The following is a 16,041-nucleotide window of genomic DNA, read 5'->3' on the forward strand; positions in this document are numbered from 1 at the left end:
CCAGGCTGCGATGTGACCTGCGCGTCCACGTCGAAGACGGTATTGGGGCTGTGCCAGACGTTGAACCATTCGAGGCCGTGGCCGAGCGCGTCGCGTGTTACCCCTTGCAGCAGGAGCAGGGGTTCGCGGACGTTCGAGCTGAGTTTGTGAGCCAGGTCGGCATCTGCGGCCACCGCCTGGACCTGCCTGGGCCCTCCGGCCGATGGTAGCCGTGCTCGCGCATGAGGCCAAGCAGTGAGGCGTTCTCCAGCAGTTCCTTGGTGAAGTGCGGAAAGAGGTCGCGGGGAACCCAGGTCCTCATGAATGCTACCGGGACGTCTTCCAGGTAGCGGATGCGTTCGATCTTCCACGTGTTCGTGGTGTTCAGGGCGTTCACCGCCGGCTCGGGCGGGGCCGCGTGCTCGACGGAAAGGACGTGGGTCCGGAGCCGCTGGCCGTGGGCGGCGGCCTGTTCGTCCAGCCCGCCGGCCCGCTGCAGATGCCGGCGCAGGACCGGGGCGGCGGCCACGACGCTGCCGCGGCCGCGCTGGCGGCGGATCAGTCCAAGGTCGGAGAGTCCGGACAACGCCTGGCGCACGACACTGCGGGAGACACCGAACTGTTTCTGGAGTTCCTCTTCGGTGGGAAGGGGCGACCCGGGCAGCAGGGGCCGTTCCACGATCTGCCGGTGCAGGATGTCCCGGATCTGCGCATGAAGGGGCGGGCCTTCCTCCCGGTTCAGGCCGTTGGCCCGCTCCCGGGGCTCTGCCCCGGCTGGTTGCACACTCACACTGACTCCTTTGCCGTTCGAGCACATCTTAGCCCGCAGTCCTGAATTCTCCTGCTTGACGGGTGATCCAAACCACAGGTAATGTACGTACTAATTGTACGGACTTGCTCCGTCGACTGGAACATACAATGACGTAGAAAGGTCGAGTAAATGACACAGATGCACTTGAGGACCGGGCGCTCACGCTTCCCAATGTTTGCCGTCCTCCAAAAGGTCCCCGCAGGCATGATGCTGATCCCGCTCGTGCTGGGCGTGCTGATGAACACCTTCGCGCCCGAAGCCCTGAAAATAGGCGGCTTCACCACCGCGCTGTTCAAGGAGGGCGCCCTGACGCTGATCGCCGTGCTGATCCTCGCCACCGGCGCACAGATCACCGGAAGCCACAGCGGCAAGGCCGCCGCCTCCACCACCACCGTGGTGCTGGTCTGCAAGACCCTGATCCCGGCCACGATTGCCGTGATCCTGGGCCTGATGGTCGGCATCGACGGCATCGCAGGCGTATCGATCCTGGCGATGCTGGCAATCTTCGGCAACAGCAACGGCGCCCTGTGGCTGGCGTTCGCCGGCCAGTACGGCGACGAACGGGACGAGGGCGCCTACGTCGCCAGCGCCTTTGATGACGGGCCGTTCCTGGCCCTGATCTTCCTGGGCGCATCCGGGCTGGGCGACATCCCGGTACTCGCCTTTGCCGCGGCACTGATCCCGTTCATCATCGGCCTGATCATCGGCGCCGTGGACCGCGAGTGGACGAAGGCCCTGGACCACGTGCCGAACATCGTGATCCCCTTCATGTCCTTCGCAGTTGGCACCGGCATCAACCTCAAAACCGTGCTCACCGGCGGTTTCGCCGGGATCTTCCTCGGGTTGATCGTAGTCGTGTTCACCGGAGGCCTGACCTATCTCGGGTACCGGTTCATCCTTCGCCGGGGCTCCAAGAGCGGCATCGGTTTCGCCGCCGGCACCACGGCCGGCAACGCCGTCGCCGTCCCTGCGGTGGTCGCCGTCGCGGACCCGAGGTTCGAACCCTTCGTCGCCTCCGCCTCAGCCCAGGCCGCCACCGCCGTCCTCGTGACAGCGCTTCTCGCCCCGATCGTCGCGTCCTGGGCCCTGAAGCGGGCCGGGGGCCTGCAGCCGGCCGACCCGGTCATCGCCGCAGTCTGAACCTTTCCTTGCACATCCCCTTCCTGGACGGAGAACCCATGCGCGACCCGCGCTCGGTGCGCTGCACCTACTTACCTAGAGTCCGAAATCGACCCCGAAAAGGCCGCAGCGATCATGGCCGGCGAGCAGTCCAGCGGCACGTTCCTGCCGGTCCCCGGTGAGTCAGCCCGGATCCGTGAACGGCACGCCGCACGCATCTCGAACGTGCAGGAGCTCGGTTTTTGCCGGCCCTCCCTGCCTTCACGGTCAACCCCGGAAAAAGTCCGGGCTGCCCTTGTCACCGTCGATTTCCCCATGGAGAACGTCGGCACGGACCTGGCCACCCTGCAGACCGCCATCGCCGGCAACCTCTTCGAACTGGGCGATCTCTACGCCTGCCGCCTGCAGGACGTAGCCCTGCCCGAAGACTTCGTCGCCGCCCACCCCGGCCCGGCATTCGGCATCGAAGGGACCCGCAAACTCATCAGCGACGTCCAGGGCGTCATGGTGGGCACCATCGTCAAGCCCAACGTCGGACTCTCCGAAGAGGAGTTCCGGCTCGTGGTCCGCGACCTGGCGATGGCCTCCATTGACCTGATCAAAGACGACGAACTGATGACCGACCCCGCGTACCTGCCCCTGGAACGCCGGGTCGCCGTCGCCACCGAAGAAATCCGCGCCGCCGAGCAGGTCACCGGCCACGCCACCATGTACGCCTTCAACATCACCGGCGACCTCGCCGGCCTGCGCAAACGCCACGACCTCGTCGTCGAAGCCGGCGGCCGCTGCGTGATGCTGAACATCCCGGTCATGGGCCTGCCCGCCCTGGCCATGCTGCGCAGCTTCGCCGAAGTCCCCATCCACGGCCACCGCGCCGGGCTCGCCGCATCGATGCGGTCCAAGGCCCTGGGTATGGATTACCGGGTCTGGCAGCAGATGGCCCGCCTCGCCGGCGCCGACCACCTGCACGCCAGCGGACTGGGCAGCAAGTTCTACGAACTGGACGAAGAGGTGGCCGCAAACATCCGCAGCCTGCTCGAACCCCTGGGAGAGACCATCGCACCGCTGCCCGTCCTGTCCTCCGGCCAAAACGTCACCACCCCAGGGCCCACCTTCGAAGCCGTCGGCTCAACGGACCTGATGATGCTCGCCGGCGGCGGCGTCGCCGCCCACCCCGACGGCCCCGGCGCCGGGGTGCGCAGCCTGCGCCAGGCCTGGGAAGCAGCCGTGGACGGAATCCCCCTCAAGGCGGCAGCCGACAAACTCGCCTCAACGGGGGACAATGCACTCCTGCACGCAGTTCAAGCCTTCGCGAAAGGTGCCTGACATGCCCGCGTTCGGTTTCGTCGCCGACGACCTCACCGGAGCCGCCGACGTCCTGGCCCAGTCCCACCGCTACGGCCTCGAAGCTGTCCTTGTCATCGGGGACGGGCCGCTGCCCGGCGATGCTGACGTCGTCGGCATCGCCGGGCCCTCCAGGTCCCTGGCTGGGGAAGCCTTCGACGCCCTGGTCCGCAGGGACCTGGCAGGCATCGCACCGCTGAACCTGGAGGTGCTGCTCTACAAGGTCTGCTCCACCTTCGACAGCTCCACCACCGTCGGCAGCATCGGCCGCGGGATCCAGCTTCTCCATGAGCAGTTTCCCCTTCACGGCCCGATCCCTGTGGTCCCGGCCCAGCCGGGGTTCGGCCGGTACACCGCTTTCAGCAACCACTACGCGACCTACGCCGGAAAGACCTACCGGCTGGACCGCCACCCCGTTATGTCCCGGCACCCCTCCACCCCCATGGCCGAAGGCGACCTGCGCCGGGTCCTCGCCGAACAGCTCGGCAGCGCCCGGGAACCGGACGCGATCCACCTGCCCGCCTACGACGACGGCACCTTCAAGGACGCCTGGGCGGACCGCCGGCGGGACCTTGGCGCGCAGGCCTTCGTCGTCGATGCCGTGGACGAGCACCACATGGACGCCGTCGCCGAAGCCCTCACCCGGGAAGAGCACGGCCACGGGCCCTCCATCGTCGTAGGATCAGGCGGCATCATGGCAGCCCTGGCACGCACTGTCTCCGACCACGCCCCACGCACCCCCGGACCACAGCGGCCCTCGGGACCCGTCCTTGCCGTCAGCGCCTCAGCCTCCAGCACCACAGCCGAGCAGATCAACGACGCCCTCACCCACGGCTGGGAAGACGTCCCCGTCCCTGCCGACCTGCTGCAGCGCCACGACCCGGCGGCCGTGGCAGCCCTGGACCGGCGCGTTTCCGCAGCCCTGCAAAAGGGCCGGAACGTCGTCGTCCACACCACCCGCGGCGCTGCGGACCCACGCTACGGAACTGCCGCACCCTTGGACGCCGGCTACGTGGGCGCGCTGATCGGCGGCGTCGCCGCACGGATGGCCGGCGCCGGGCTCACCCGCGACATCGCAGTCTGTGGCGGCGATACCTCCAGCCACGCACTCATCGCCATGGGTGTCCGCGAACTCCGGGTCTCCGACCAGTTCGTCACCGCAGGGCCGATCCTGCAGCCCGACGGCGCCTCCGCCGTCGCCGGCTGCCGGCTCGTCCTCAAGGGCGGCCAGGTGGGCCCCACGGACATCCTGCGCCGCTTCGCCGGCCAAACCGCCAGCTAGAACCCACAAATAATTGCTCCACGCATCACCAGAACTAACGAAAGGCGGCCCCCAATGCGGGCAGTAGTAAAGAACGCGGCCGAGCGAGGCGTAAAGTACGTCACCGACGCCGGAGACCCCAAGGCCACGGAAGGGTCAGTCGTCATCCAGGTAGGGGCCGCGTCCCTCTGCGGCACCGACCGGGAACTGTACGAATGGACCCCCTCAGCCCAGGCCTTCAACCTCAACCTCCCCGTCATCCTCGGCCACGAAGGCGCAGGCACCGTCGTCGAAGTCGGCGCCGGCGTTACCGGATTGAAGGTCGGCGACCAGGTCGCCCTCGAAAGCCACCTCACCTGCGGACAATGCTTCCCCTGCCGCACCGGCGACGCCCACACCTGCGAACGGACCGGCATCCTCGGCATGCACATCGACGGTGTCTTCGCCGAATACGCAGCGGTCCCCCAGGACATCTGCGTCAAACTCCCCACCGGCCTGTCCCTGGAATCCGGCGCCCTGCTCGAAGCCGCCGGCGTCGCCGTCCACGCCATTCAGCGCGCGAACTACTCCGTCGCAGGACGCGCCGTGCTCGTCAGCGGCGCAGGACCGGTGGGCCTCGTGGTCGTGAACCTGGCGCTGCTCATGGGAGCCTCCCACGTCATCGCCGTCGACCCCAACCCCTACCGCCGCGCCCAGGCCGAAAAGCTCGGCGCCATCGCACTGCACCCCAACGACGGCATCGTCGAACGCTGCCGCGAACTCACCGGCCGCCGCGGCGGCTTCGACGTCGCCTTCGAATGCTCCGGCGCCCCCGGCACCCTGGCAACCCTCTTCGAAGCCGTCCGCCGCGAAGCCACCGTCATCACCGTCGGACACCCCAGCCGTCCGGCGGAAGTCGATATCGCAGCCCACATCAACAAAAAGGGCATCACCCTCCGCGGAATCTTCGGACGCCGGCTCTGGGAAACCTGGGAACAGAGCCTGCTGCTGCTGGACTCCGGAAAACTGGACCTCGACTGGCTCATTACGCACCGGATGAAACTCAGCCAGATCGATGAAGCGGTGGAACTCCTCACGGGGGACGCCTGCAAAGTCCTGCTCATCCCCGACCTCGGCTGAGCGGGCCCAGGTAACCAGGCGGGGGTGTGCACGCGGAATGCGCACCCCCGCTCATCCGCGAGTACCCTGATCCCCATGAGCACCCGTGACACGCCCGCGCAGATTGGCGACCTGCCGCCCCTCGGCCGGCCGGCCAACAGCGCCCTGCTCCTGGCCGGCATCACCACCCTGGCCCAGGTAGCGGAGCGCCCGTCCAGCCAGCTCCTGGCCATGCACGGGGTCGGGCCCAGGGCCATCCGACTCCTCGAGGCGGCCCTGGCCGAGCGCGGGCTCGGCTTCGCTCCGGAACCTTCCTGACCATGACGGGCAACGCCATCACTTCCCTGGCCCGCCGGGCCAAGGCGACGTACGACAACCTTCCGCTGCCGTTGCCGGTCGTGGCCGCGATGGCCGCGGACCTCCTCCTCGCAAAGGTCCGTCCCCTGCCGCTCCCCGGGCCGCGGGCCCTGCACCGGGCGGCAGGGGCCGCACTGGTGATGGCCGGCGTCGGGCTTAACGCCTGGGCGCTGGCCGAACGGCGGCGCCGCTCGCCGGGCCCCTTCGCGCTCGAGCGGCCGGAGGAACTGGTGACCACGGGCCCGTACGCGTTCACCCGGCATCCCATGTACGTGGGCTGGTGGCTCATCGAACTGGGCGCGGGAACGCTGGCCGGCTCGTCCTGGGTCCTGGTGACCATGCCGGCCGAGCTGCTGGTGGAACACCCCGTCGTCCTGGACGAAGAGGCCACGCTGGTCCGGCTCTTCGGGGACACCTACCGGGAGTACGCCGGGAACGTGCCGCGGTACCTCGGGCTGCCGCGGGCATAGGCGACGGCGGGCAGGGCCATCTGCCCACCCCTCCGGCTCCGAACGCAGAGTAGGACGCACCACGTCTGCGCCTGCCCCGCCGAGCCAAGGAGCAGCATGAACACCCGCCTTCGAAACTGGCTGACCGCCTACGTGGTGGGCGCCGTGATCTTCGCCGTCCTGGACGTCGCGTGGATCCTCACGGTGGCAAGCCCGCTGTACAAGAACCAGATCGGCCACCTGCTGGCGCCCAGCACCAACCTGGCCGGCGCCGTCCTCTTCTACCTCATCTTCGTGGCGGGCGTGGTGCACTACGGCGTGCGGCCCAACGATCCGGACGCCACGCTGCGGCAGCGCGTCACGGGAGCGGCACTGTTCGGCGTCTTCACCTACGCCACCTGGGCCCTGACCGGGTTCGCCGTGCTCAAGGACTTCACCGCCGTCGTCGTCATCACCGACATCCTGTGGGGCGCGGCCGCGTGCAGCATCGTCACCTGGCTGACGGCCACCGTCCTGAAGTCGAGGCTCAGGAAGCGCAGCACGGCGTAGCGTCCTGCCGGCTTTTCGGTAGTGTCTGACCATGGACGCCGACACCCTGGTCAACTTCCTGCTGGTCCTCTTCTTCGTGCTGCTGGGCGGGGTGTTCGCCGGCACGGAGATGGCGCTGGTGTCGCTGCGCGAAAGCCAGGTGCGCCGGATGGAAAAGGCGGGCAAGCACGGCGCCCGGATCGCGTCCCTGGCCGGCAACCCGAACCGGTTCCTGTCCACGGTGCAGATCGGCGTCACGCTCTCCGGCTTCTTCTCCGCCGCGTACGGCGCGTCAACGCTGGCGCCCGACGTCGAGCCCCTCCTCGAAGCCGCAGGCTTCGGTGCCGCCGCGGAACCGGTGGCGTTCATCGGCATGACGCTGCTGGTGGCCTACCTGTCCCTGGTGCTCGGCGAGCTGGTGCCCAAGCGGCTGGCGATGCAGAGCGCCGTCGGCTTCAGCCGGGTCCTGGCCCCTCCCCTGCACGTCCTGTCCAACCTGATGCGGCCGGCCGTCTGGGTGCTCTCCGTGTCCACCGACGCCGTGGTCCGGCTCTTCGGCGGTGACCCCCGCGCCACGCAGGAGAGCGTGGGCCTGGAGGAACTGCGGGACATGGTGGCCCAGAGCGACACCCTTGAGGACGAGAGCCGCGACATCCTCACCGACGTGTTCGGGGCCCGGAACCGCTCCCTCCAGGAAGTCATGCGGCCGCGCACCGAGGTGGCGTTCATCGACGGCGGCCTGACCGTCGCGGAGGCCCGCGAGCTGGCACGGAACGGCCCGTTCTCCCGCTACCCGGTGATCGGCCGCAGCCCCGACGAGGTCCTGGGCTTCGTCCACATCCGCGACCTCATGCCGGGCGATGGCACCGACGACGCCGCCCCGGTCCGGACCATCGTCCGCGAGATCCTCCCGCTGCCGGGCACCAACAAGGTGATGCCCACACTGTCCCGGATGCGGCGGCTGGGCCACCACATCGCCCTGGTGGTGGACGAGTACGGCGGCACGGACGGGATCGTCACGCTTGAGGACCTGGTGGAGGAACTGGTGGGCGAGATCTACGACGAGTACGACGCCGGCACGGACCATGAGGACAGCGTCACCGTGGGGGACGGTTCAGTGGATGTCGACGGCGGGCTGATCCTCCAGGAGTTCGAGTCGGCGTGCGGCATTGCCTTGCCGGAGGGGCAGTACGAAACGGTGGCGGGGTTCATGATCGACCGGCTGGGGCGGCTGCCCCACGTGGGCGACCGGGTGGAAGCGCACGGGCATGTCCTGACGGTCACCGCCATGGACCGGCTGCGGATCGCCCGGATCAGGGTGACGCCAACCCCTACCTAATGCCCCCTCCGGCCTCCCCTCTCTGGTCCCGGGGCGGCTCTCGCGCAGCCGTGCGGACGTAAAATGTTCCCGCCGGGAGGTGATGAAATGGCCTCCATGCCGCCTGTCATTGACGGCATTGCACACTGCCATACGCTGGGGATCGGCGGGGTCATCTTTGCAGGGTGTGCATCGAAAGAAGTCCCGATGTCGGTAAGAAAATATAGCCGGAAACGGCACTAATTTTTCGCGGATGGCGGGAATGCCGGCCAACGGCGTTGCTGGCAGCCCGTCCTTTTGGGGACTGGCTGGGGGCCCTTCATCCCGCTGATCAGCGGAGGCCAAGTCTTACCACTTTTGCTACAGGAGACACAGATGTTTAAGCGACTCCTTACAATCATCGCCGCCCTGGCGATGCTCTTGTTCGGCTTCACTACACCGGCACTGGCCGCCACCACCATCGATCCCGCCGCCGCCCCAACGGGCACGCATCTTCAGACGGGAAGCATCGGCTGTACCGTCGACGACGTAGACCTGTCCGTTACTTGCTCCGAGTACGAACTGGCGGGCGTCGGAAACGCCAACGCCGAGGCAACCTTGATCGCAAGCTACACGGCCACGGTCCAATGCCGCAACCATGGTGGCAAGATCGTCGAGGTCAAGTCTCAGCTCGAGACTGTGCCGTCGACCACCGGAAAACTCGAGCCCAAGAACGGCAGGCTCACCGTCCCGTCGCTGACTTCGGCGCCCGTCCCGTCGGATGAAGACTTCGAGGCCCTGGCGACCTGCCCCAACGGCAACTGGACCAAGGAAATGCTCGAAGGAAGCGTTGAACTCAGCAGCTTCACTTACACGCTGCACTTCGTTGGCTACACCGGCAACTACATCACGATCACTGGCTAGATTCCGCTATTGAGTAGGCCTTAGAGCCTTACTCTACGGCCCCGGGGCACCCATTCTGCGGGTTCCCGGGGCCCACCCATGCCGGGTCCGTTGTCGGTGCAGGACGCCGGGCGTAGACTGAGCCGCACCGCCGACCGGGAGTCAGGAATCCATGAAGAGCATCCGCGCCCAGGTCCTTGAAGCCGAACAGAACGCCACGCTTGGAACCGGCGACGGCGAGCGCTTCTCCGGCTACGGCGTCATGGGGCTGCCCTTCAGTTCAGGGCATGTCCTGGCCATGCGCCGGTTCCCCGTCACCAGCATTGGGCCCGGTTACACATCCGTGTGGCTGCGCCAGCCAACCGGTGCCTGGACCGTCTACGCCGACGCGCCGCCCGAGCTCTCCTGCGCCCGCTACTTTGGCGCGGCACTGGAAGCATCCGTCCAAAGCCCCGTTACTGTCACCTGGACCGGCGACGCTGCCCTGACTGTCGCCGTCGCCGATGCCGCCCTCACCTGGGACCTTGAACTGGAGCCGACCTCCATCAGCAGCGCCATGACGGGGATGCTGACTGCCATGCCCGAGTCCCTGCTGGAGCGCAAGGCATTCCTCGGCGCCATGGGCGCCGCGGCGGGCCCGGTCCTCCGCGCCGGCAAACTCGGGCTCACCGGAAGCGTGCCCAACGGGCAGGGCTTCCGGGCCAAACCGCGCCGGTTGTGGTTCGTCGCGCGCAGCTCGGCATCACTGGCGGGACAAGATTTCGGCACTCCCGCACCTCTCCGCATCCAGTCCCGGCTGGGGGACTTCTGGATCCCGCAGCGCGGTATTTTCCTCATCGGCGCGTCCTCGTACGACACGTTCGACCCGGCCCGGCATCTCCCGGCCACAGTCCGCGGGACTGCCTGACGCCGGAGCCAAACCCCACCGCCCGTTCTAACCGGAGCGGGCAAGCCGTCACCCCGCTCATAAGATGAGGCATGGACTTCGAGGACACACTCTGGACGCTTCTGGGCCTCGCGCTGATTCTGCTGATGCTCGCAGATGTCTTCCACACCCTGCTGTACCCCCACGGGTCTGGCCCGGTGGGCAGGGCCATCATGCGGGGGTTCTGGCTGTTGACCAGGAAAGTCCGGGGCGGGGCCTCCTCCATCGCAGCACCGCTGGCCATGGCCGCCGTCATCGCCGCCTGGGCCAGCCTGGCGGCAATCGGCTGGGCGCTGCTCTACCTGCCGCACCTGCCGGACGGCTTCATCTACGGCGACGGCGTACCCCGGGGCGGCAACTTCGCCGAGGCCCTGTACGTCTCGATCGTCGCCCTCTCCACGGTCGGGTTCGGTGAGATCGTTGCGGCGCACCCGCTGCTCCGGCTGGTCATGGCTTTCCAGGCCGTGGCCGGATTCGGCCTGCTGACCGCCACGGTGTCCTGGATCCTCCAGATGTACCCGGCGCTGAGCCGACGGCGGGCACTCGCCCACCAGCTGAACCTGTTCAGGGAAGCAGCGGGAACCGACGGCATCAGCGCGCTGGACCCCGGGCATGCTGCGACCCTGCTGGAATCCATGGCGGAAAACGTGGCGTCGGTGAGCATCGACCTGGTCTCGTTCCACGAAAGCTACTATTTCCACGAAGTGGAGCAGCGGGGTTCCCTTCCAGCCACCATCGCTTATGCCCACGGTCTGGCGTCCGACGCCCAGGGCACCGGCAACGCCGAACTCCAGTTCGCGGGCCGGATGCTGCAGGCAGCCCTAGATGATCTGGCGGAAGTGCTCCGCGGCAAGTTCGGCCATTTGGGGACAACATCCCTGGACGTGTTCGACAGCTACGCGCTGCACCACAAGCACCGCCGCGCACCGGAAACGGGCAGCAGCTAGGCTCCCCAGGCAACCATCCTGTGTTAACCTCCCCTCCAACTTCCCGCACCTTTTGTGCCATCTGCGCTCCCTAGCGTGGACGGGTCAACGGCCCTGCAGGCCGCCCCCGTTTCTTGCTGGAGGAAACCACCCATGCGCACAGTCCTGACCGCAGCGGCAGCCGCCGCGCTGATCGCCGCCATGGCGGGCCCCGCCGTCGCCGCCCCGAGCGACGAGGCCGGCACGCCGCCGTCGAACGCTGCCGGAGCCGCCACGTCCGCCCTGCAGGTGAACGAACGCAACGGCTCGTTCGACCTGCAGAGCCACCGCGGCGGCCGCGGCGAATGGACCGAGGAATCCCTCGCCGCGTTCGCCAACTCGCTGGCGCTCGGCGTGACCACCCTGGAGCTGGACACCCACCTGACCGAGGACGGCAAGGTGGTCGTCTGGCACGACGACACCATCCAGGCCGCCAAGTGCATCGACACCGCACCCGCCAGCGCCGGCGACCCCGAGTTCCCCTACGTCGGCGACCGCGTGGCTGAACTGTCGCTCGCGCAGATCAGGACCCTCAACTGCGGTTACGTGCAGCTGGCCGGCTACCCGGAGCAGGACGTCGTCGAGGGCAACCGGATCGCCGAACTTCGGGACGTTTACCACCTGGTCGAGGCCGCCGGTGCCGCGAAGGTCCGTTTCAACGTGGAGACCAAGGTGGAGAGCAGCCAGGTGGGCGGCGCCGGCATGGAGTCCCTGACCCGGGCCGTGGTGGCCGAGATCCAGGCCTCCGGCATGGCCGACCGCACCACCCTGCAGTCCTTCGACTGGTCATCGCTGAACCTCACCAAGGAACTGGCACCCGAACTGCCGCTGGTTGCCCTCTCCAGCGGGGACGCCTGGATGGGCGTCGGCCAGCCCGGCGCCAGCCGCAACCTGGGCGGCATCGACATCGACGACTACGACGGTTCCCTTCCCAAGGCGGCAGCCGCGCAGGGGTACGACGTCGTCTCCCCCACGTTCCGTTCGGTCACCCCCGGGATGATCGCCGAGGCACATGAACTGGGCTTGCCCGTCATCCCGTGGACCGTCAACACCACCGCGGACATGGAGCGCCTGATGGACCTGGGCGTGGACGGCATCATCACCGACTACCCCACGCGGCTACGCACGCTTCTGGAGGAACGCGGGCTGAAGCTGCCGAAGGCGTACGCGGTTCAGTGGTAGCTCGTCAGCCGATCCGTTCGGCGAGGGAGACGATGAGCCCCTCCGGGCCGCGCACGTAGGCCATGCGCCAGGTGTTCTCGTATTCGCCGATTCCGCCCACCAGCCCGTAGCCTTCCGCGGCCAGCCGGTCCACCGTCCCTTTGAGGTCCTCCACCTCGAAGGAGATGTTGCGCAGCCCCAGCTCGTTGGCCATTGCCGTAGGTGATCCGGGCTGGTGGCCGGGGCGGATGAACCTTCCGAGCTCCAGCATGGTTCCGCCGCCGGGCGGACGCAGCATGACAATCTCGGTGCGGGAGTTGGGGATGCCGCACACCGTGTCCAGGAACGCGCCCTCGAGTTCCATCGGTCCGCCCTCCACCTCGAGGCCCAGCCCGACGAAGAACTCGGTGACTTTCTTCAGGTCGGCCACGGTGATGCCTATGTGGTCAAAACGCCGTATCGCTGCCATGTACGTCTCCTGGGGTTGGTTGCTGTTTTGTGGCTGCCGCCGGCGTACCGGTGCTAACGGAGCCCCTTGGCGTAGGCGGCCTGGCCCACGTGCTGGAGGCAGTCGGCCAGTGTGCTGACCAGCCGGACGCCGAGCGTGACGGGCGGATCCCAGCGCCTATCCACAATGCGGTCCAGGTCCCCGTCGCCGAGTCCTTCAAGGAAGTCCTTGGTCTGCCGGTGCACGGCGTCGTAGTACTCCAGCAGCAGTTCCGCTTCCGCCTGCACCGCGTCCACCTGTTCGCTTGAGTGGCCGTAGCCGGTGTCCCGTTCCGGCAGCGGCAGGCCAAAGCGCTTCACGAACCCCTGCCCCGTCCAGACCTGCTCCAGCCCGGCCGCGTCAGCGACCTGCGCATCCTCCACCCGGCCAAGGTGCCAGATGAGCCAGGCGATAGAGTTCCCCGTACCGGCCGGGCGCCGGGCGAGGGAAGCGCCGTCGAGCCCCTCCAGCGTGGCTTCCACGGTCTCCCGGATCCTGCCGAACGCGTCCAGCAGCAGCTCACTGGTTTTCATCGGTCCCCCTCTTTACGCCTTGGCCGCGCGGATTGCCCTGCGGACCGCGCCGCCGAGCGCGGTGATGACCGGCACCAGGCAGAACAGTGCCACCACGGTGTTCGGCCGGAACGACACCTGCCCGCCGACATTCCGGTACACACCCAGCGGCAGGACCATGCCGCCTCCCCCGCCGCCGGACGCGCCCTCCTGCCCGGCCTCGCCGCCGCCTCCAAAGCCGAACGACACCAGGGCCACCGGGATGACCTCCTCCCCTCCGAGCTGGACCGGGGCTCCATACGCCCGGGCGACGCCGATGTTCTTGAACGATTCGATCAGGGACGCGAATGTATCAGCCATGACCCCACCCTAGAAGTCCCGCCGGGCCCGCGGTAGCCCTGTACGGGGTTCACTGCGCCTGCGGCCGGCGGGTCAGGAGAGAACCGGTGTTTGGTATCCCGGACTTCGGCCGCCTACCAGGGAGTAGGCCTTCAGCGCCAGTGCCCAGCCAGTAGCATCGTCCGGAGCCGCCTTTCCCGTGGCAACCCAAAGGAGACAACGATGTGCCTTCATGACCACACTTCGGCGCCCACGCCGTCATCAAAGCTTCCCCGCCGCGGCATCCTCGCCGGCGCCGCAGCCCTCGCAGGCATTTCCGTCGCCAGCGTCGCTGCCCAGCTTGGCGGTGCTTCCGCCGCACGCGCCGGCCAGCCGGCCGGTCCCAACTACCACGGCCGGCCCCTCACCTATCCGCCGCTGGTCATCGAAGGCGGCACCGTCGTCGACCCCCTGACCGGCGACGCTGTGGAGGACGGCGTGCTGGTGCTCGACGGCGGCAAGGTGGCCGCCGTCGGAACGCGCGACGAAACGCGGAGGGCCGTTGCCGCCGTCGCGGGCCGTGCCCGGGTGCTGAACGCCACCGGCCGCTGGGTGCTGCCGGGGCTGGTGGACGTGCACGTCCACGCCAACGCGCTGGCCGACGCCCGGCTCATCCTGCAGGGCGGCGCGACCAGTGTCCGGAGCGGGTCGAGCAGCTTCTACCAGGACGTGGCGCTGGCGGCGCTGCCGGGCTGGGCGCCGGGTGTCTCGCCGCGGATGACGCCGGCCGGGCTGTTCGTCTCCCCCGACCTCGGCGACTCGCTGCTGGCCGATCCGGACCTCGCCCCGCTCGCCACCTTGCCCGCGGGCGTCCGCGAGCCGGCCGACCTGGCGTACCTCACGCGCGTGAACCTCGCCCGCGGTGCGCAGGTCATCAAGACCCGCGCCAATCCGCGCGCAGGCCTTCCCGAGCAGGACCCGCGCGAGCTGGTGTACAACCGGGAGCAGCTGTCAGCCGTGGTCAAGGCTGCCAACGGCGCGGGCGTCCTGTGCCACGCGTACAGCGCCGAGGGGATCGACGGCGCCGTCCGGGCCGGGGTGCGCAGCATCGAGCACGGCGTGTTCGTGTCCGAGGAAACCATCGCGGAGATGGCGCGCCGCGGCACGTACTTCACGCCCACGATGGATGCGATCACCAGCATGGCGTCCTCGCCCAACCCGGTCCTGGCGGCCCGCGGCCAGGAATACACGCCCGTCCTGCAGGCGGCAGTGCTGGCGGCGAAGGAGGCCGGCGTAACCATCGTGGCCGGCACGGACTCCTTCGGCACCGATGTCACCCCGATCGGCACCGAGGCGCGGCTGCTCGCCGAAGCCGGGCTGTCACCGCTGGAGGCGCTGCAGGCGGCCACCACCCACGCAGCCCGCCTGCTGGGCGTGCGCGACGTCGGCCGCTTGGTCCGCGGCGCACAGGCCGATGCGATCGTGGTCGACGCCGATCCGCTGGCCAGTGCCTCGGCGCTGGAGCAGGTGCGGGTGGTGGTGGCGCAGGGAGCGGTAGTGCGGAACGGGCTTTAAACCACGAATGCCGTGGATACCTTTGCTGGTATCCACGGCATTCGTGTTTTTGTCTAGCGCTCGCAGGCCACCCCGTCTGAGTCGCCATCCATAGCCGGACGGTAGCCTGGCTGACCCGCATACAGAGGCGCTGCGCCTGCTGCCTTGGCGGCAGCGCAGTTTGCGTAGTAGACGGCAGCCGGAGCGGGAGCTACCGGAGCCGCCGGAGCCGGTGCCGGGGCGGGTGCAACCGGAGCGGCAGGTGCCGGTACCGGGACGGCCTGGCGGGCTGCGGCGTCCCGTGCAGCCTGCTCCGCTGCCGCCTGCGCTGCAGCAGCGGCGTCCGCGGCAGCCTTTTCAGCTGCTGCTTTCTGGGCCGCAGCCAGCTCGGCGGCCGCCTTGTCTGCAGCGGCCTTCTCGGCAGCAGCCTTTTCCGCTTCGATCTTCTCGAGGGACTTGACCCCGAGCTTCACGGTGGAGCCCTCTTCAGCCTGGGCATTCTCAGCCGGGTCCTGGGAGATGACCTGCCAGTTGCTCTTCTTGACGATCGACTTGCCGTCCACGATGTCCTTGGCCTCGACCTCAAATCCGAGGTCTTCCAACTGCTCCGTTGCCTTGTCGAGGGTCAGGCCCACGACTCCGGGAACGGTGACTTTGGCCGCAGCCGTGGCTACAGCAGTTGCCGCCGACGCCGGTTCTGTTGCCTCCTGCTTGTTGCCGCAGCCCGTCAGCATCAGGCCGGCAAGCACAACAACTGCCAGCGTCTTCTTCACGGCTCCTCGCGGAGCCTGCGGATTGAGTGTCATTTTTCCCCCTAGGAATGTTTGTGATGGTGATGCAGTTGGGGCGAGCGGAACCCCACAACAGATGGGCCGGCTACTCGCAGGCCACGCCGTCGAGGTCGCGGTCCAGCCCGGCGCGGTAACCGGCCTGCCCGGCGTACAGCGGCGCGGCGCCGGCTGCCCTGGCGGCG

19 protein-coding genes are annotated in these 16,041 nt (G+C 68.3%); 13 read left to right on the plus strand and 6 right to left on the minus strand.

What is annotated here, in order from left to right; all coding sequences use genetic code 11:
* Nucleotides 1-97 precede the first annotated feature (97 nt).
* Nucleotides 98-769 carry a GntR family transcriptional regulator gene (locus tag G205_RS15155; protein WP_235046951.1) on the minus strand — a complete coding sequence of 224 codons (672 nt, stop codon included), beginning with the start codon at nt 767-769 and terminating at the stop codon, nt 98-100.
* Nucleotides 770-961: 192 nt separating this feature from the next.
* Between G205_RS15155 and G205_RS15160 the strand changes: the two genes are divergently transcribed.
* The 12 genes from G205_RS15160 to G205_RS15215 all read left to right on the plus strand — a co-directional run bounded on the left by G205_RS15160 (nt 962) and on the right by G205_RS15215 (nt 12,218).
* Entirely contained in the window at nt 962-1,930 is a 969-nt protein-coding gene (locus tag G205_RS15160; protein WP_009358752.1) for a 2-keto-3-deoxygluconate permease, read from the plus strand.
* A 114-nt stretch (nt 1,931-2,044) separates the two neighbouring features.
* A complete protein-coding gene (locus G205_RS15165; protein WP_009358753.1) occupies nt 2,045-3,235 on the plus strand; it encodes a RuBisCO large subunit C-terminal-like domain-containing protein in 1,191 nt (396 codons plus the stop codon).
* A gap of 1 nt (nt 3,236) precedes the next feature.
* Nucleotides 3,237-4,535 carry a four-carbon acid sugar kinase family protein gene (locus G205_RS15170; RefSeq protein WP_009358754.1) on the plus strand — a complete coding sequence of 433 codons (1,299 nt, stop codon included), beginning with the start codon at nt 3,237-3,239 and terminating at the stop codon, nt 4,533-4,535.
* A gap of 54 nt (nt 4,536-4,589) precedes the next feature.
* A complete protein-coding gene (locus tag G205_RS15175; RefSeq protein WP_009358755.1) occupies nt 4,590-5,633 on the plus strand; it encodes an alcohol dehydrogenase catalytic domain-containing protein in 1,044 nt (347 codons plus the stop codon).
* Nucleotides 5,634-5,708: 75 nt separating this feature from the next.
* Complete coding sequence (locus tag G205_RS15180; protein ID WP_009358756.1) at nt 5,709-5,930, plus strand: helix-hairpin-helix domain-containing protein; 222 nt, start codon at nt 5,709-5,711, stop codon at nt 5,928-5,930.
* Between the two features lie 2 nt (nt 5,931-5,932).
* Nucleotides 5,933-6,439: a methyltransferase family protein gene (locus G205_RS15185; RefSeq protein WP_009358757.1), complete on the plus strand. Its 507-nt coding sequence runs from the start codon at nt 5,933-5,935 to the stop codon at nt 6,437-6,439.
* Nucleotides 6,440-6,535: 96 nt separating this feature from the next.
* Nucleotides 6,536-6,967 (plus strand): DUF2177 family protein, encoded by a 432-nt coding sequence (locus G205_RS15190; protein WP_009358758.1) that lies wholly within the window; start codon nt 6,536-6,538, stop codon nt 6,965-6,967.
* A gap of 31 nt (nt 6,968-6,998) precedes the next feature.
* Entirely contained in the window at nt 6,999-8,285 is a 1,287-nt protein-coding gene (locus tag G205_RS15195; RefSeq protein ID WP_009358759.1) for a hemolysin family protein, read from the plus strand.
* A 354-nt stretch (nt 8,286-8,639) separates the two neighbouring features.
* Complete coding sequence (locus G205_RS15200) at nt 8,640-9,167, plus strand: hypothetical protein (RefSeq protein WP_009358760.1); 528 nt, start codon at nt 8,640-8,642, stop codon at nt 9,165-9,167.
* Nucleotides 9,168-9,318: 151 nt separating this feature from the next.
* On the plus strand, nt 9,319-10,053 hold the full coding sequence (locus G205_RS15205; RefSeq protein ID WP_009358761.1) for a hypothetical protein: 735 nt from the start codon (nt 9,319-9,321) through the stop codon (nt 10,051-10,053).
* Between the two features lie 71 nt (nt 10,054-10,124).
* Nucleotides 10,125-11,018, plus strand: coding sequence for a potassium channel family protein (locus G205_RS15210; RefSeq protein ID WP_009358762.1), 894 nt, complete (start codon nt 10,125-10,127; stop codon nt 11,016-11,018).
* A 132-nt stretch (nt 11,019-11,150) separates the two neighbouring features.
* Nucleotides 11,151-12,218: a glycerophosphodiester phosphodiesterase family protein gene (locus G205_RS15215; RefSeq protein ID WP_009358763.1), complete on the plus strand. Its 1,068-nt coding sequence runs from the start codon at nt 11,151-11,153 to the stop codon at nt 12,216-12,218.
* Between the two features lie 4 nt (nt 12,219-12,222).
* On the opposite strand, the gene G205_RS15220 is transcribed toward G205_RS15215, so the two are convergent.
* Genes G205_RS15220 through G205_RS15230 form a run of 3 tightly spaced genes read right to left on the minus strand, consistent with a single transcriptional unit; the run spans nt 12,223 to nt 13,556 of the window.
* On the minus strand, nt 12,223-12,666 hold the full coding sequence (locus G205_RS15220) for a VOC family protein (protein WP_009358764.1): 444 nt from the start codon (nt 12,664-12,666) through the stop codon (nt 12,223-12,225).
* Between the two features lie 53 nt (nt 12,667-12,719).
* Nucleotides 12,720-13,217: a mycothiol transferase gene (locus G205_RS15225; protein ID WP_009358765.1), complete on the minus strand. Its 498-nt coding sequence runs from the start codon at nt 13,215-13,217 to the stop codon at nt 12,720-12,722.
* Between the two features lie 12 nt (nt 13,218-13,229).
* A complete protein-coding gene (locus G205_RS15230; protein WP_009358766.1) occupies nt 13,230-13,556 on the minus strand; it encodes a hypothetical protein in 327 nt (108 codons plus the stop codon).
* A gap of 201 nt (nt 13,557-13,757) precedes the next feature.
* On the opposite strand from G205_RS15230, the gene G205_RS15235 reads away from it, so the two are divergent.
* The gene (locus tag G205_RS15235; protein WP_009358767.1) at nt 13,758-15,089 is read left to right on the plus strand and encodes an amidohydrolase family protein; all 1,332 of its coding nucleotides are present in this window, start codon (nt 13,758-13,760) and stop codon (nt 15,087-15,089) included.
* Between the two features lie 53 nt (nt 15,090-15,142).
* Here G205_RS15235 and G205_RS15240 read toward each other — a convergent pair whose 3' ends face one another.
* On the minus strand, nt 15,143-15,874 hold the full coding sequence (locus G205_RS15240; protein ID WP_152419595.1) for an excalibur calcium-binding domain-containing protein: 732 nt from the start codon (nt 15,872-15,874) through the stop codon (nt 15,143-15,145).
* A gap of 70 nt (nt 15,875-15,944) precedes the next feature.
* Nucleotides 15,945-16,041, minus strand: a 97-nt coding sequence (locus tag G205_RS15245) for an excalibur calcium-binding domain-containing protein (protein WP_009358769.1), incomplete at its 5' end; no start/stop codon positions are given.

Source organism: Arthrobacter nitrophenolicus (assembly GCF_000332815.1).
Classification (GTDB): Bacteria; Actinomycetota; Actinomycetes; order Actinomycetales; family Micrococcaceae; genus Arthrobacter; species Arthrobacter nitrophenolicus.